The organism is Aeromonas sp. INTO2, assembly GCF_049860605.1.
Lineage (GTDB): Bacteria > Pseudomonadota > Gammaproteobacteria > Enterobacterales > Aeromonadaceae > Aeromonas > Aeromonas caviae.
The window spans coordinates 4642496-4656835 of the sequence record NZ_CP187588.1; the positions used below are offsets into that span (position 1 = coordinate 4642496).

The 14340-nt window shown below is 64.7% G+C and carries 14 protein-coding genes; 12 read left to right on the forward strand and 2 right to left on the reverse strand.

The window, feature by feature from the left end; genetic code table 11:
- Positions 1 to 125: 125 nt before the first annotated feature.
- The 9 genes from parA (at position 126) to ACPW74_RS22105 (ending at position 7219) form a co-directional block, all read left to right on the forward strand.
- Positions 126 to 764, forward strand: coding sequence for a ParA family partition ATPase (gene parA, locus ACPW74_RS22065; protein ID WP_049445250.1), 639 nt, complete (start codon positions 126 to 128; stop codon positions 762 to 764).
- Positions 761 to 1045 (forward strand): hypothetical protein, encoded by a 285-nt coding sequence (locus tag ACPW74_RS22070; RefSeq protein WP_049445247.1) that lies wholly within the window; start codon positions 761 to 763, stop codon positions 1043 to 1045. Before parA ends, ACPW74_RS22070 begins: the two co-directional genes overlap by 4 nt.
- Positions 1042 to 1587 carry a DUF2840 domain-containing protein gene (locus ACPW74_RS22075; protein WP_049445245.1) on the forward strand — a complete coding sequence of 182 codons (546 nt, stop codon included), beginning with the start codon at positions 1042 to 1044 and terminating at the stop codon, positions 1585 to 1587. The genes ACPW74_RS22070 and ACPW74_RS22075 overlap by 4 nt, the downstream gene beginning before the upstream one ends.
- Positions 1584 to 2171, forward strand: a complete 588-nt coding sequence (locus ACPW74_RS22080) for a S26 family signal peptidase (RefSeq protein ID WP_049445242.1) — start codon at positions 1584 to 1586, stop codon at positions 2169 to 2171. The genes ACPW74_RS22075 and ACPW74_RS22080 overlap by 4 nt, the downstream gene beginning before the upstream one ends.
- Before the next feature lie 436 nt (positions 2172 to 2607).
- Positions 2608 to 4590 (forward strand): relaxase/mobilization nuclease domain-containing protein, encoded by a 1983-nt coding sequence (locus ACPW74_RS22085; RefSeq protein WP_049445239.1) that lies wholly within the window; start codon positions 2608 to 2610, stop codon positions 4588 to 4590.
- A 132-nt stretch (positions 4591 to 4722) separates the two neighbouring features.
- Positions 4723 to 5043: a DMT family transporter gene (locus ACPW74_RS22090; protein WP_049445237.1), complete on the forward strand. Its 321-nt coding sequence runs from the start codon at positions 4723 to 4725 to the stop codon at positions 5041 to 5043.
- Positions 5044 to 5091: 48 nt separating this feature from the next.
- Positions 5092 to 5700: a TetR/AcrR family transcriptional regulator gene (locus ACPW74_RS22095; RefSeq protein ID WP_049445235.1), complete on the forward strand. Its 609-nt coding sequence runs from the start codon at positions 5092 to 5094 to the stop codon at positions 5698 to 5700.
- Positions 5701 to 5704: 4 nt separating this feature from the next.
- On the forward strand, positions 5705 to 6976 hold the full coding sequence (locus ACPW74_RS22100; protein WP_049445232.1) for an NAD(P)/FAD-dependent oxidoreductase: 1272 nt from the start codon (positions 5705 to 5707) through the stop codon (positions 6974 to 6976).
- A 30-nt stretch (positions 6977 to 7006) separates the two neighbouring features.
- Positions 7007 to 7219: a hypothetical protein gene (locus tag ACPW74_RS22105; RefSeq protein WP_049445228.1), complete on the forward strand. Its 213-nt coding sequence runs from the start codon at positions 7007 to 7009 to the stop codon at positions 7217 to 7219.
- A gap of 145 nt (positions 7220 to 7364) precedes the next feature.
- On the opposite strand, the gene ACPW74_RS22110 is transcribed toward ACPW74_RS22105, so the two are convergent.
- The gene (locus ACPW74_RS22110) at positions 7365 to 7685 is read right to left on the reverse strand and encodes a DMT family transporter (RefSeq protein WP_049445226.1); all 321 of its coding nucleotides are present in this window, start codon (positions 7683 to 7685) and stop codon (positions 7365 to 7367) included.
- Positions 7686 to 7723: 38 nt separating this feature from the next.
- On the reverse strand, positions 7724 to 8314 hold the full coding sequence (locus tag ACPW74_RS22115) for a TetR/AcrR family transcriptional regulator (protein ID WP_425858470.1): 591 nt from the start codon (positions 8312 to 8314) through the stop codon (positions 7724 to 7726).
- A 184-nt stretch (positions 8315 to 8498) separates the two neighbouring features.
- Between ACPW74_RS22115 and ACPW74_RS22120 the strand changes: the two genes are divergently transcribed.
- Genes ACPW74_RS22120 through ACPW74_RS22130 form a run of 3 tightly spaced genes read left to right on the forward strand, consistent with a single transcriptional unit; the run spans position 8499 to position 14327 of the window.
- Positions 8499 to 9677, forward strand: coding sequence for an efflux RND transporter periplasmic adaptor subunit (locus ACPW74_RS22120; RefSeq protein WP_049445221.1), 1179 nt, complete (start codon positions 8499 to 8501; stop codon positions 9675 to 9677).
- 37 nt (positions 9678 to 9714) lie between these two features.
- Positions 9715 to 12867, forward strand: coding sequence for an efflux RND transporter permease subunit (locus tag ACPW74_RS22125; protein WP_006472397.1), 3153 nt, complete (start codon positions 9715 to 9717; stop codon positions 12865 to 12867).
- Positions 12864 to 14327, forward strand: a complete 1464-nt coding sequence (locus tag ACPW74_RS22130; RefSeq protein ID WP_425858471.1) for an efflux transporter outer membrane subunit — start codon at positions 12864 to 12866, stop codon at positions 14325 to 14327. Before ACPW74_RS22125 ends, ACPW74_RS22130 begins: the two co-directional genes overlap by 4 nt.
- Positions 14328 to 14340: the final 13 nt, after the last annotated feature.

The window sequence follows — 14340 nt, forward strand, 5'->3', positions numbered from 1 at the left end:
TCCCTTAACTTCCCTAACAGTAAATACATAACTTTTAGTAGAAGCGCGCCGTTTCGGTGGACAACCACCCAACGGCACCAAACGCAGGAGCGAAAGACCGGCTTTCCAACACGGAGGGCCGCGCCATGATCCTCGCTCTGCTCAACCAGAAAGGCGGTGTCGGCAAGACCACGCTCGCCACGCACATCGCGGGCGAACTGGCGCTGCGCGGCCAGCATGTCGTCCTGCTCGATGCCGACCCGCAGGGTTCGTCGCTGGACTGGACGCAGCGCCGCAGCCAGCAAGGCTTGCCACGGCTGTTCAGCGCCGTGGGCCTGGCCCGCGAAACGCTGCATCAGGAAGCGCCAGAACTCGCCAGGCGGGCCGATCACGTCGTCATTGATGGGCCACCCAGGATTGCCGCCTTGGCGCGCTCCGCGCTGCTGGCGGCCGAGCGCGTGCTGATCCCGGTGCAGCCCAGCCCTTACGACTTGTGGGCCAGCTCGGAAATGGTTTCGCTGATCCGCGAGGCGCAGGTGTTCCGGCCGGCGCTGCGCGCGGCCTTCGTCATCAACCGGCGCGTCAGCACCACCATCATCGGCCGCGAGGCGCGGCAATCGCTGGCCGAACAGCCGCTGCCTGCGCTGCGCTCGGAAGTGCATCAGCGCATCGTGTTCGCCGACAGCGTGGCCGCTGGCCGGCTCGCACGCGAGACAGCACCCGACAGCGCCGCTGCCCGCGAAATCACCGCCCTGGTGGACGAATTGCTGCGGTGGCCGACATGACAGCGGAGCAGCCGCCCAACAGCAAACGCACGGGCAAGCGCGTCGGCATCGGCGCACGTCCGCCCGCGAATCCGCACGCCGAGGCGTGGATTCGCCAGGGCGATGCCGATGCACTGGGTAAAGGCGACCTCTACACCGCGCGCCTGACCCTCGACATTACGCCCGCCATGCGGGCGCGCATCAAGGTGTCGGCCTTCACGCAAGGCGTGACCGTGGCCGATCTGCTGCGCGGCCTGCTGGAGCGGGAGTTTCCCGAGAACCACAGGGAGAACACACCATGACGGCATCCGCTTCGCCTGCCGCTGGCGCGGCCACGGCTGCGCCACAGCCATCATTCATCGTGCCTTCCGGCCAATCCGCCAGCGCGCCGCTGACGCGCGTGGCGCTGGCCTACATCGAGGCCCGTTTCAAGCTCTATCTGCGCTTCGGCGAGCCCGCACGCACGCTGCGCCTGGACGACTGGCGGCGCTGCGCGGTGTTCCTGCCTGGCGCGATGTTCTGCCGCATCCGCTGGCAGGCCAACGACTACGGCACGATCCGCTGGCAGCTCATGGTGATGCAGGCTTGCACGCCACTGGACGCGGCGCAGCGCATCCCCGGTGTGCAGCCGGGCGCGCGCCTGCTACTCCACGCCGAAGGCGATACCAACGTGCGCGCCGTGCTGGAACGCATCGACGGCATCGAGGCGCTGGGCATCGCCGCCATCGACGTGTCGCCCGCGTACTGGCGCACGCTGGGCAACCGTCTTGCAGCGCGCCATGCGCTGCCCGAATACACCGCCGAGCGGCACACCGCCTGGCTGGCCGGGAGGGTGTTGCCATGACCGCGCCGACCGCTACCGCCAGCGCGCCGCTTCCTCGCTCGCGCCTGCGCACTCGCATCGTTCTGGCGACACTGGCCGCCATCGGCTTCGCTGCGCTGGCCTGGGCGGCTTTCGTGTCGCCGCTGCCGCGCCTGACCTACAACCCGTCCGACAGCGTGGCGGTCGGCTGGTATCGCATCGACCCGTTCGACCCGCGCACCACTGCGCTGCCACGTCCGTTGTCCGTGGACAGCATCGTGCTGGTGCCGCTGCCGACCAGGGCCGCCATGCTGGCTGCACAGCGCGGCTACCTGCCGACCCGCGTGCCACTGCTCAAGCGTGTGGGTGCGGTCGCACCGCAACACGTCTGCATCGTCGCAGGTCAGGTACGCATCGACGGCGTGCCTGCGGCCGCCGTGCTGCCCGCCGACCGGATGGGCCGGGCGCTGCCGTCCTTGCAGCTTTGCCGCCGCCTCGAACCGGGCGAACTGTTCCTGTTGAGCGTGACCAATCCGGCATCGTTCGACAGCCGCTACTTCGGCCCGGTCAGCGCATCCGCCGTGATCGGCGTCGCGCATCCGGTGTGGCTGGAGGAACGCCCATGATGGCCGCCGACTCGCTGCACGCTGCCGTGCATCTCATCGTGCCATCGGTCGTGTCGATCCAGTGGCTTTCCGCATGTCGTCGCGCGTGCAGTGCGAGCGCATCCGCGCTGCACTTCGCGCTGCCTTCCCATGTGCAGGCGTCTTGCCTCGAACGCGCCCGGTCTGCGGCCGTCGCAGCGTTCGCCGGCGCGCTGGCTGCTCGCACAGCAGCGCCGCCGGGACGCCGGTGCCTGGAGCGACAGCGGAAGGCAAAGGCGGAAGGCAAGACAAAAGGACGCGGCACCGGGCCGCGTCGAAAGCCAGTCTGCACGTGGGGGTGGCGCGGCACGGAGCGGCTTTGCCGCCGTGCCGCGTTCGGCGCGAGGGTCGCGCCAATGCAGGCATGTCCGCGTGCTTCGCACGACAGGACACGCCAGAGCTTGCAGGAAGAACGGCGATGACCGACCGCCGCGACGACGATTTCCGAGTGCGCCCCAGCGCCCCGAAGAAGCGGGGCAAGGGCCAAGGGCAGAGCTTCGTTTCCAAGGTGCTCAAGCAGGCCGGCAAAGCCAGCAGCGGCAAGTCGGCGGTGCGCCGTCCTGGGGCGGCCGGCACCGGCCAACGCCCCGGCTCGCGCCTCGGGCGCGGCCACACGGCGGCGCGCTTCGCCGGGGCGAAGCTGACGCCCATGTCCCGGCGCGTGACCATCAAGACCTTGCTGGTCAATCACCAACGGGCCAGCCCGCAATCGCTCGCCAAGCACCTGCGCTACATTGAGCGTGATGGCGTGGGCCGCGACGGCGAGCCGGGCCAAGCCTACGGGCCGCAGGCCGATACCGCTGACCTCGACGCCTTCAAGGAACGCTGCGCCGACGACCGGCACCATTTCCGCTTCATCCTCTCGCCCGAGGATGGCGCGGAGCTGGAAGACCTGCGCACCTACACTCGGCACCTCATGGGCCGCATGGAGGCCGACCTGGGTACGGGCCTCGATTGGGTGGCCGTGAACCACTGGAACACCGACAACCCGCACACGCACATCGTCGTGCGCGGGCGCGACGACACCGGCAAAGACCTCATCATCGCGGGCGACTACATCGCCGATGGCTTCCGCCATCGCGCTGCCGAACTGGCGACCGAATGGCTGGGGCCTCGCACCGAGCTGGAGATCCAGCAGACCTTGCAGCGCGAGGTGGAGCAAGAGCGGTGGACGAGTCTGGATCGCACGTTGAAGCGCGAGGCCGGCGACGATGGACTGGTGCATGTCGAACGGCTCAACGAACCTCGCTTGCAGCGCCAACGCCTGCTGCTGATCGGCCGCCTGCAACGCTTGCAGCGCCTGGGCCTGGCCGACGAGACGCAGCCGGGCACCTGGGCCGTCCATGCGGATGCGGAAAAGACCCTGCGCGCCCTTGGCGAGCGTGGCGACATCATCCGCACCATGCAGCGGGCCATGAGCGGTCAGCCGCGCGAGCTGGCGGTGTTCGAGCCGGGCGAGGATGGCCGTACCGTCATTGGCCGCGTGGCCGCCAAGGGCTTGGCCGACGAGTTGCGCGACCGGGGCTTTCTGGTCATCGACGGCGTGGACGGCAAGGCTCACTACGTCGCGTTGAATGCCCGCGACGAGTTGGCCAACTATCCGACGGGCGCGGTGGTGGAGGTGAAGGGTTCGGCCGACGTGCGCGCTGCCGATAAGAACATCGCCGCGCTGGCGAGCGATGGCCTGTACCGTGCCGACCATCACCTGGCCATCGAACAGGGCCGGGCCACGCCCGGACGCGACCCGCAGGAAGTCGTCGCTGCCCACGTCCGGCGGCTGGAAGCCCTGCGCCGGGCCGGCATCGTGGAGCGTGTGGTCGAAGGGCTGTGGAAGGTGCCGGACGACCTAGCCGAGCGTGGCCGCCAGTACGACGCGCAGCGCCTGGGCGGCGTGGCTGTGGAGCTGAAATCGCACCTGCCGATCGAGCGGCAGGCCCGCGTGATCGGCGCGACCTGGCTCGACCAGCAACTGATCGGCGGCGGCCGTGGGCTGGGCGACCTGGGCTTTGGTGGCGATGCCAAGCAGGCCATGCAGGAGCGCGCCGATTTCTTGGCCGAACAAGGACTGGCCGAGCGACGCGGGCAGCGTGTGATCCTCGCCCGTAACCTGCTGGGCACGCTGCGCAATCGGGAGCTGGCGCAGGCCGCGAAGGACATTGCGGCGGAAACCGGCCTGGAGCATCGCCCCGTGGCGGACGGGCAGCGCGTCGCCGGCATTTACCGGCGTTCCGTCATGCTCGCCAGCGGGCGCTACGCGATGCTCGACGACGGCATGGGATTCAGCCTGGTGCCGTGGCGGCCGGTGATCGAACAGCGGTTGGGGCAGCAGATCGTTGCGACGGTTCGGGGCAGCGGGACATCCTGGGACATTGGCCGATCACGCGGGATGGGTCTTGCCTGATAAGAGCGGGCACGTCCTGCCCACCCGAAGGAGGCGCCCGTTACACCCCAAATAAAGCAAGGACTTTCCAATACAACCGTATTCGTATAAGATACGAATACGGTTGTATTTTTATTTCAAAGGTTTGCTGTCATGGGTTGGTACTACGTCTTCTGCGGAGGACTTCTAGAAATTGGCTTCACCACGTGCATGCGCTACACGGACGGATTCAGGAATGTTCCCTGGACCCTGGGCTTTCTTGTCTGCATCGCAGCCAGCATGTTCTGCCTGGAGGCGGCCACCAAAACCGTCCCAATCGGTACGGCCTACGCCGTGTGGACCGGCATCGGTGCGCTCGGCACCGTGGTCGTCGGGATGATCTGGTACCACGAACCCGCAAACCTGCTGCGGATGCTTCTCCTGATCACGCTGATCGGTGCAGTCGCGGGTCTGAAACTCACGGCCGGGCACTGAAACGCGAACCCGTGCGCATCCAGCGCACGGCATCCTACGGAGCGACGTATGGGAAGAAAAAAGACGATTGACCGCGATAGGGTGCTGGATGTCGCCGAACTTCTGGTCAGCCAGAAAGGCGCGGCGAGCCTGACGTTCGACTCCATCGCCCAGGCCGCTGGAATTTCCAAGGGTGGAGTGCAGTCGTGCTTCGCCAGCAAGGAAATATTGATCGAATCGCTGTTGATGCGGTGGATCGCGCAGTACGAATCACGCATCTCCGAGCTTCGGGCCGATCAAGCGACGCCGATGAGCGCCGTCGAAGCGCATATCGCCAACACGTTCGGCGAAGATGAGTTGGCTGGTGCCCGGACCGCTGCACTGCTGGCCGCGCTGCTCCAATCCCCGCACCATCTCGGCGGCATCATCGGCTGGTACGAAAAACGCATTCAGGAAATAGAACGCATCCCGGTCGAAGCACGCGGGCGCGCGTTGCTGGGCTTCCTCGCCACGGAAGGGTTCTTTTTTCTCAAGAATTTTGGCCTGGTCAACACAGGCTCCCTGGACGCTGGCGAAATCGCCAGAGACATCTTTGAACTGCTTGCCGGCCCGAAGCGAGATTCGGAAAACGGCAAGCATCGAGCCGCAGCAAGCGTGCGCAGAAAAGCGGAAGGTTGAGCATATGCATCGTCTGATCATCGTGGGAGGCGGATTTGCCGGATTGTGGGCCACCCGCAGCCTCAAGTCCGCAGACATACAGATTACGCTGATAGACAGGCGCAACCACCATCTTTTCCAGCCGCTGCTTTATCAGGTCGCCAGCGCGGAGCTGGCCTCTCCCGACATTGCCGTCCCGCTGCGCCACATCCTCAAGAAACAGCGCAACGTCCAAATATGGCTTGGAGAAGTCATCGAGGTGTTCCCTGACAGGAACGTCGTCGTTCTGGATGATGGCCGGGAGCTTGAATACGATTCGCTGCTCATCGCCACCGGCGCAACGCACGCCTATTTCGGCAATCCGCAATGGGAGAAGCATGCCCCCGGCATCAAGACACTCGAAGATGCGATGCATCTCAGGAACAAGATATTCGAGGCGTTCGAGTACGCGGAAACCGAACCTGATCCTGAGAAGAAAGCGGCCTGGCTGAATTTCGCCATCGTCGGCGGCGGGCCTACAGGCGTCGAGTTGGCAGGTGCCTTGTCGGAAATTGCAAAGCACACGCTGCGGGGAGAATTCCGGTCCATCGACCCAGGCATGGCGACGGTTCGGTTGATCGAGGCCGGCCCGAAAATCCTCGGGGCATTTTCGGACGAACTCTCCAGCAAGGCTGAAATGCAACTGCGCCGGTTGGGCGTAGAGGTCGTGACAAATTGCCGCGTGACCGAAATCAATCAGCATGGCTACAGCCTCAACGGCACGTTCGTTCCTTGCAGAACCGTCATCTGGGCGGCTGGCGTACAAGCATCACCACTAGGTCGCCGGCTGAACGTGCCGCTTGACCGGGCCGGCCGGGTCAAGGTCGAGAAGAATCTGAGCGTACCGGGCCACGGAAATATATTCGTGGCCGGCGACCTGGCCAGCATCGAAGTCAACGGGCGGCCCGTGCCGGGCGTGGCGCCCGCGGCCAAACAGATGGGCGCCTACGTCGCGGAGCTGCTGAAGGCGCGGCTCGCGGGACGGCAGGAACCCGTGTTTGACTATCACGACAAAGGCAGCCTCGCCATCATCGGCCGCATGGCAGCCGTCGTCGACGTCGGCAAGTTCAAATTGTCTGGATACATCGCCTGGCTTTTCTGGCTGACGATCCACATATTCTTCCTGATCGGATTCGGAAACCGGTTCGTCGTGATGCTCAACTGGGGGATCAATTATTGGACCCATCGAAGATTCTCTCGCATCATTCATGAGAATCTGAAGACGGTCAAGAATTCGCCGGCGTTCGACGAACAGTGAAAGCTACCCGTATTTTTGAATGAGTTGGTAATGACGATACTTCAGTTCCTGGCAATTCCTTGGCTGTTCACGGTCATCTTCCTGTATCTCGCCGTCGTGGAAATCAAGAACGACAATCCAAGGGATGCCAAGCTGCTTGGCGTGATATGCGCTCTCGCATTCCTGTGCGCGGTCTCCCTGACTGGCATGGTCATAACGGGCGACGTCGGCTTGCACGAGCAGATGGAATTCCAGATCACCTGAAACATGCTGGCGCAGCATACCGATGCCCCAGGATCATGCCGGACGCACTTTCTTCGTTTCGGTATGGCAGACCTGAGAAGTCAAAAAAATGGCTGCGCGAGCGCAGCCATCATGGATGATTCCCGGGCGGGGAGTCGGTGCAAGCTCAATGGGAGGCAAGCTTGAGTGTCACCACGCCGGCGATGATCAACGCAACGCCAAGGTAGCGCGCAAGCGAGGTAGCATCGCCGTAGAACAGAATGCCTACGGCAAAGGTGCCGACCGCCCCGATGCTGGTCCAGACGGCATAGGCAGTGCCGATGGGGATATTCTTCTGCGCCAGCCACAGCAGGACTCCGCTGATGCCCATGAATATGACCGCCACGGCAATGCCCGTCAGCCGCGTTCCCGGATTCTGCGCCATCTTAAGGCCCACGGGCCAGCCGATTTCAAAAAGTCCGGCGCTTATCAGATACAACCAACTCATTTCAATTCTCCATTAGTGAAAAAAATGACTGCGCCCATTTAGGCCGTCGTCTGGTGTGATGCCGCCACGGCAGAGGACGGCGGGGGAACAAACGCTCCATGAAGAAACAATGTCTCCACCAGGGCAGGCAAGCCCAAACGGGCAATTCGGCCATGCCGCTCCGCTTCGATAAGGCCAATCATCAAGGAGGCCCATGCCTCGGTCAATGAATGAGCGGCAATGTCGATGCGAAAGACACCCTGCTGTTGTCCTCGCAGGAAAAACGCATCCAATGACGACTCCCACTGTCGCTCGGGGTCGTGCGCCTCGGCGGCCTTCCAGTGGTGAAGGAGGAAGGCCGCGAGTTCGCGCTGCTCAAAGTGGGTCGTGTTCAACCGCTTGAACGCTTCCAGCGGCGAGTCCTGATCCAATTTGGCTGCTTTTGCCGCTTCGATAAGGCGATACGCGCCGTGCTGAGCCATCCGCTCGACCAGTTCGTCCCACGTGCTGCAAAAACGATGAAGCGTGGATTTGCCTATGCCGACGGCTTTGGCAAGTTCTTGAAGGGATGCCCTCGGCTGATCGACAAGCGCGAGCGCCAGCGATGCCAAGAGCCTGTCATTTCCGGTCTCATTCCAGTTAGTTGTCATATCGGCTCTCCTTTGCTCCATGGGTGCCTTAATTTTCGCATTTGGAGCTGAAGTATCCCATTCGGCGCCAGTTGTCACTCACGGCGCTGATTGTACTGAATCGACCCTATTGGGTCAATGTTGACCCAATGGGGATTAATCAGTACCATGTGGGTCTTGTTAAGACTACTGGAAGGTTCCAACGATGCCGAAGCATCTGCAAACACGCTGGCGCTCCCTGTCTGCGCTGGTCGCCGTCGTGCTGCTGGTCAGCGGCTGCGGGGATAAACAGGGGGATGCGAACGCCCAGGCCCCCGTGCCGGTGGAGGCCGTCGCGGCCCAACCACAGCCCTTCACGCTCACGGCCGAGCTGCCCGGACGGATCGAGCCGGTGCGGGTGGCGGAAGTCCGCGCGCGGGTAGCCGGCATCGTGCTGCGTCGCACCTTCGAGGAAGGCGCGAACGTCAAGGCCGGAGACGTGCTGTTCCAGATCGACCCGGCGCCGTTCAAGGCGGCCTTGTCGCGGGCGCGCGGGGACTTGGCCAAAGCCGAAGCGGCGCTGGTCGAAGCGCGCTCCGTCGTGCGCCGCTATGAACCGCTGGTGCAGATCGAAGCGGTCAGCCGCCAGGATTTTGATGCCGCACAGGCCACGCTGCGCGGCGCCGAGGCCTCGCGCCAATCGGCCGCAGCGGAGGTGGAGACGGCGCAGTTGAATCTGGACTACGCCACGGTGCGCGCCCCCATCTCCGGGCGGATCGGCAGGGCATTGGTCACGGAAGGCGCGCTGGTAGGACAGAACGAGGCGACCCCGCTGGCGACCATCCAGCAGTTGGACCCGATCTATGCCGATTTCAAACAGCCGGTCAACGATCTGGTGCGCCTGCGCAAGTCGCTGTCCGAAGGAAAGCTCAAACAGGCCGAGGCGAGCAGCCTGCCGATCTCCATCACGGTGGAAGGCAGCGGCGACCAGCGCACGGGCCAGCTCCTGTTCTCCGACGTGACGGTGGACCGCGACACCGGGCAGGTTTCGCTTCGCGGCAGGTTCGCCAACACCGACGGCCTGCTGCTGCCGGGCATGTACGTCAGGGTCCATATCGACCAGGGCGTCGATCCCCAGGCCATTCTCGTTCCGCAGCGCGCGGTCAAACGCAACACGGACGGCAAGGCATACGTCCTCGTGGCCGATGCCCAGGACACCGTGCAAACCCGCACCGTCCAAACCGGCGCGATGCGCGGCTCGCAATGGCAGATCGTGGACGGCCTTCAGCCCGGCGAACGGGTGATCGTCAGCGCGCCCGGCGCGCTCCAGGCCGGCGCGAAAGTGACCGTGAAAACCGACCAGGCTGCCGCGCCATCCGCAGAGGCCGCCGGTGCGCGCAACTGACCCCGCGCGCCTGCGCGCCGGCCACTGAGAACAGACCATGTCAAGATTTTTTATTAACCGACCCAACTTTGCCTGGGTGATTGCGATCTTCATCACCCTGGCCGGGCTGCTGGCCATCCCGTCGCTGCCGGTCGCCCAGTACCCCAACGTCGCTCCGCCCCAGATTTCGATCTGGGCCACCTATCCCGGCGCCTCGGCCTCGACGGTGGTGGATTCCGTCACCAGCGTGATCGAGGAAGAACTCAACGGCGCCAAGGGGCTGCTGTACTACGACTCGTCGAACAGCTCCACCGGTATCGCCGAACTCACCGTCACCTTCGCCCCCGGCGTCGATCCGAACATGGCGCAGGTCGATGTGCAGAACCGGCTGAAGAAAGCGGAAGCGCGCCTGCCCCGGTCGGTACTGACGCAGGGCATCCAGGTCGAACAGGCGACCTCCAACTTTCTGATGATCTACGCCCTGAAGTACAAGGGCGACGATGCCGGCAAGGATGCGGTGCGCCTGTCCGACTATGCCGCGCGCAACATCAACAACGAGATCCGTCGCGTCCCCGGCGTGGGCAAGGTGATGTATTTCGGTACCGAAGCGGCGATGCGGGTGTGGGTCGATCCACAGAAACTGCTGGGCTACGGCCTGTCCGTGGCCGATGTGAATGCCGCCATCACCGCTCAGAACGTGCAGGTTCCGGCCGGCAGCTTCGGCGCGCGTCCCGGCAACGCCGACCAGGAACTGAGCGCGACCATCGCGGTCAAGGGCATGCTCTCCAGCCCGGAGGAATTCGGCCGCATCGTTCTGCGCGCCGACGGCGAAGGCGCGACCGTCAAGCTCTCGGACGTGGCGCGCATCGAGGTCGGATTGCAGGAATACAACTTCGACGCCCTCAACAGCGGCAAGCAGGCGGTGGCCGCTGCCGTCCAGCTCAGCCCAGGGGCCAACGCCTTGCAGACGGCCGAAGCCGTCAAGGCCCGCCTGGCGGAACTCTCGGCGGGATTCCCCGACGACATCGAATACACGGTTCCCTACGACACCTCGCGTTTCGTGGACGTCGCCATCAACAAGGTCGTCCACACGCTGATCGAGGCCGTGGTGCTGGTGTTCCTGGTGATGTTCCTGTTCTTGCAGAACTTCCGCTACACGCTGGTGCCGACCATCGTGGTGCCGGTGTGTCTGGCGGGCACGCTGGCGGTGATGCACGTCCTGGGCTTCTCGGTCAACATGATGACCATGTTCGGCATGGTGCTGGCCATCGGCATCCTGGTGGACGACGCCATCGTGGTGGTCGAAAACGTCGAGCGGCTCATGGCCGAGGAAGGGCTGTCTCCACGCGAGGCCACCATCAAGGCCATGGGTCAGGTATCGGGGGCCATCGTGGGCATCACGCTGGTCCTGGCCGCCGTGTTCTTCCCCCTGGCTTTCATGAGCGGCTCCGTCGGCGTCATCTACAAGCAGTTCTCGCTGTCGCTGGCGGTGTCGATCCTTTTCTCCGGCTTCCTGGCACTGACCTTCACGCCGGCCTTGTGCGCGACGCTGCTCAAGCCGATCCCCAAGGGACACCACGCCGAGAAAAAAGGCTTCTTCGGCTGGTTCAACCGTTCCTTCGAGCGCCTGACCCAGCGCTTCACGCTGCTGAACTCGCAACTGGTGCGCCGCAGCGGCCGCACCATGGTTCTCTACGGGCTGCTGGTGGCCGTGCTCGCGTTCACCTACACCCGCCTGCCCGAAGCGTTCGTGCCGGTCGAGGATCAGGGCTACTACATCGTGGACGTGCAGCTCCCGCCAGGCGCGAGTCATGCACGCACGTCCGCGACGGTCAAAGAGATCGACAAGTACCTGCTCGATCGCAAGCCGACGAACAACAGCCTCATGATCATGGGCTACAGCTTCTCAGGAGCCGGGCAGAACGCCGCGCTGGGCTTTCCGACGCTCAATGACTGGTCCGAGCGCGGCAAAGGCGAATCGGCTTCCGATGAAGTCAATGCCTTCAATGCCCATTTCGGGAGCTATGGCGATGGCACGGTGATGGCCGTGAACCCGCCCCCGGTGGAGGGCCTGGGCAACGCCAGCGGCTTCGTGCTGCGCCTGCAAGATCGCGGCGGCCTGGGCCGTGACGCCCTGGTCGCGGCGCGCAACCAACTGCTGGAGCAGGCCAACAGTTCCCCGGTTCTCGCCTACGCCGTCATGGAGGGGCTGGAAGATGGGCCGCAGTTGCGGCTGAACATCGACCGCGAGAAGGCGCTGGCGCTGGGGGTCGGCTTCGATTCGATCAACACTGCCATCTCCAGCGCGTATGGATCGGCCACGGTCAACGATTTCGCCAACACCGGACGCATGCAGCGCGTGGTGGTACAGGCCGACGGTGCCAAGCGCATGACGCCCGAAAGCGTTCTCCAGCTCTATGTGCCCAACGCCAAGGGCGGCCAGGTGCCCCTGAGCGCCTTCGCCAGCGCCGCCTGGGAAATCGCGCCCGTGCAGGTCTCGCGCTACAACGGATACCCCGCCTTCAAGATTTCCGGCGATGCCGCCCCGGGCCACAGCACCGGCCAGGCCATGGTCGAACTCGAACGCATCATGAAGGAATTGCCGAGCGGCATCGGCTACGAATGGAGTGGCCTGTCCTACCAGGAAAAGGCCGCCGGCGCGCAGGCACCAATGCTGTTCACGCTCGCGATCCTGGTGGTGTTCCTGCTGCTCGTGGCGCTCTATGAGAGCTGGGCCATTCCCGCTTCGGTGATGCTGATCGTGCCGATCGGCGCCCTGGGATCGGTGCTGGCGGTGACGGCCCTGGGTATGTCCAATGACGTGTACTTCAAGGTCGGGCTGGTGACGATCATCGGCCTGGCCGCGAAGAACGCCATCCTGATCGTGGAGTTCGCCAAGAGCCTGCACGAACAGGGTCGATCGCTGGCCGAAGCGGCCATCGAAGCGGCGCGTCTGCGATTCCGGCCCATCTTGATGACCTCGCTGGCCTTCACGCTCGGCGTCGTGCCGCTGGCCTTGGCGACCGGGGCCGGTGCAGCCAGCCAGCATGCGATCGGCATCGCGGTGATCGGCGGCATGGTGATGGCAACGCTCGGTGTGGTTTTCGTCCCCGTGTTTTTCGTCCGGGTCCTGTCGTTGTTCCGCCGCCGCAAGGAGGCCAGCGAAGGAACAGCACCTCGCCAGCAATCGCTCGAAGGAGGCGAGGCATGAAGCAGCGTAAATCTCTGGTGGCCCGATCCACGACGGCCGCCCTGTTGACCCTGGCACTGGCGGGCTGCACGCTCGCGCCGACTTACGAGCGCCCGCCCGCACCGATCCCGAGCCACTGGCAAGGCGCGGGGACGGCCCCGGTGAATACGCAGGTCGCCGCGGCGGAACTGGACTGGAATGCGTTCGTCACCGACGACCATCTGCGGCGGCTGATCGAACTGGCGCTCGACAACAACCGGGACCTGCGCCAGAGCCTGCTCAATGTCGAGGCCGCTCGCGCGCAATACCGGGTCCAGCGCGCCGACCGCCTGCCCAGTGTGGGCGTCCAAGGCGGCGGTACGCGCCAGCGGGTGCCGGCCGACCTGACCTACTCGGGCCAGTCGGAAGTGCAGGCCAGTTGGCAGGCAGGCGTGGGGGTGACGGCTTTCGAGCTTGATCTGTTCGGCCGGGTGCGCAGCCTGTCGCAAGCCGCGCTGGAGGAATACCTGGCGACCGAGGAAAACGCACGCGCTGCCCGGATCAGCCTGATCGCAGAGGTGATCCAGGCTTACGTCAGCCGCGACGGCGCCCAGCGCCGTCACGTTCTGACGGCGCAGACGCTGCACTCCCGGGAAGCGGCGCTCCAGCTGATTGCGCAGCGCCGGCAGGCCGGCACCGCCACGGCCCTGGACTACCAAGAGGCCGTGGGCCTGGTGCAACAGGCCAAGGCGCAGCTCGAACGCACCGACCGTGAAGTGCGCCAGGCGTTCAATGCGCTGGGGCTTCTGGTCGGCGTCGCCGACACAGGCAGCCATCTGCCCCAGGAGCCAGCCACGCGCACGCTTCTGGTCCAGGGCATCGCCGCTGGCGCACCGTCGGATCTGCTCACGAACCGGCCGGATATTCAGGCCGCCGAACATCTGCTGCGCTCTCGCAATGCCAGCATCGGCGCGGCTCGGGCGGCCTTCTTCCCCAGCGTTTCCCTGACGGGCCTCTTTGGCAGTTCCAGCGCCGAACTGTCGGGGTTGTTCGAGGGCGGCCAGCGATCCTGGTCCTTCACGCCACAGATTACCCTGCCCATCTTCAATGCCGGGCGAAATCAGGCCAACCTCGAACTGGCGACGGTCAGGAAGGACTCCGCGATAGCAGGCTACGAAAAGGCCATCCAAACGGCTTTCAAGGAAACCTCGGATGCCCTGGTGGCGGCCGACACGCTGCGGCGCGAAGAACAGGCACTGAGAGAACTCGCGCAGAGCAGCCAGCAGGCGCTGGTGCTGTCCCAGGCCAGGTACCGGGCCGGCGTGGACGATCACCTGCGCTACCTCGATGCCCAGCGCAATGACTTTGCCAATCAGATTTCACTGATCGAGGTCAGCACACAGCGGCAGTCTTCTCTGACGGACCTTTTCAAATCCCTGGGTGGTCGGTGGAAGGCAGCTCCCGAGAACCAGGCAGCTCTGTCGAACGGTAGCGGCATCTGACCGCCGGGCAAAG

What these genes read in the sequence shown, in the direction of transcription:
- parA (WP_049445250.1), top strand. Translation starts at nt 126, where the DNA reads ATGATCCTCGCTCTGCTCAACCAGAAAGGCGGTGTCGGCAAGACCACG.
- ACPW74_RS22070 (WP_049445247.1), top strand. Translation starts at nt 761, where the DNA reads ATGACAGCGGAGCAGCCGCCCAACAGCAAACGCACGGGCAAGCGCGTC.
- ACPW74_RS22075 (WP_049445245.1), top strand. Translation starts at nt 1,042, where the DNA reads ATGACGGCATCCGCTTCGCCTGCCGCTGGCGCGGCCACGGCTGCGCCA.
- ACPW74_RS22080 (WP_049445242.1), top strand. Translation starts at nt 1,584, where the DNA reads ATGACCGCGCCGACCGCTACCGCCAGCGCGCCGCTTCCTCGCTCGCGC.
- ACPW74_RS22085 (WP_049445239.1), top strand. Translation starts at nt 2,608, where the DNA reads ATGACCGACCGCCGCGACGACGATTTCCGAGTGCGCCCCAGCGCCCCG.
- ACPW74_RS22090 (WP_049445237.1), top strand. Translation starts at nt 4,723, where the DNA reads ATGGGTTGGTACTACGTCTTCTGCGGAGGACTTCTAGAAATTGGCTTC.
- ACPW74_RS22095 (WP_049445235.1), top strand. Translation starts at nt 5,092, where the DNA reads ATGGGAAGAAAAAAGACGATTGACCGCGATAGGGTGCTGGATGTCGCC.
- ACPW74_RS22100 (WP_049445232.1), top strand. Translation starts at nt 5,705, where the DNA reads ATGCATCGTCTGATCATCGTGGGAGGCGGATTTGCCGGATTGTGGGCC.
- ACPW74_RS22105 (WP_049445228.1), top strand. Translation starts at nt 7,007, where the DNA reads ATGACGATACTTCAGTTCCTGGCAATTCCTTGGCTGTTCACGGTCATC.
- ACPW74_RS22110 (WP_049445226.1), bottom strand. Translation starts at nt 7,685, where the DNA reads ATGAGTTGGTTGTATCTGATAAGCGCCGGACTTTTTGAAATCGGCTGG.
- ACPW74_RS22115 (WP_425858470.1), bottom strand. Translation starts at nt 8,314, where the DNA reads ATGACAACTAACTGGAATGAGACCGGAAATGACAGGCTCTTGGCATCG.
- ACPW74_RS22120 (WP_049445221.1), top strand. Translation starts at nt 8,499, where the DNA reads ATGCCGAAGCATCTGCAAACACGCTGGCGCTCCCTGTCTGCGCTGGTC.
- ACPW74_RS22125 (WP_006472397.1), top strand. Translation starts at nt 9,715, where the DNA reads ATGTCAAGATTTTTTATTAACCGACCCAACTTTGCCTGGGTGATTGCG.
- ACPW74_RS22130 (WP_425858471.1), top strand. Translation starts at nt 12,864, where the DNA reads ATGAAGCAGCGTAAATCTCTGGTGGCCCGATCCACGACGGCCGCCCTG.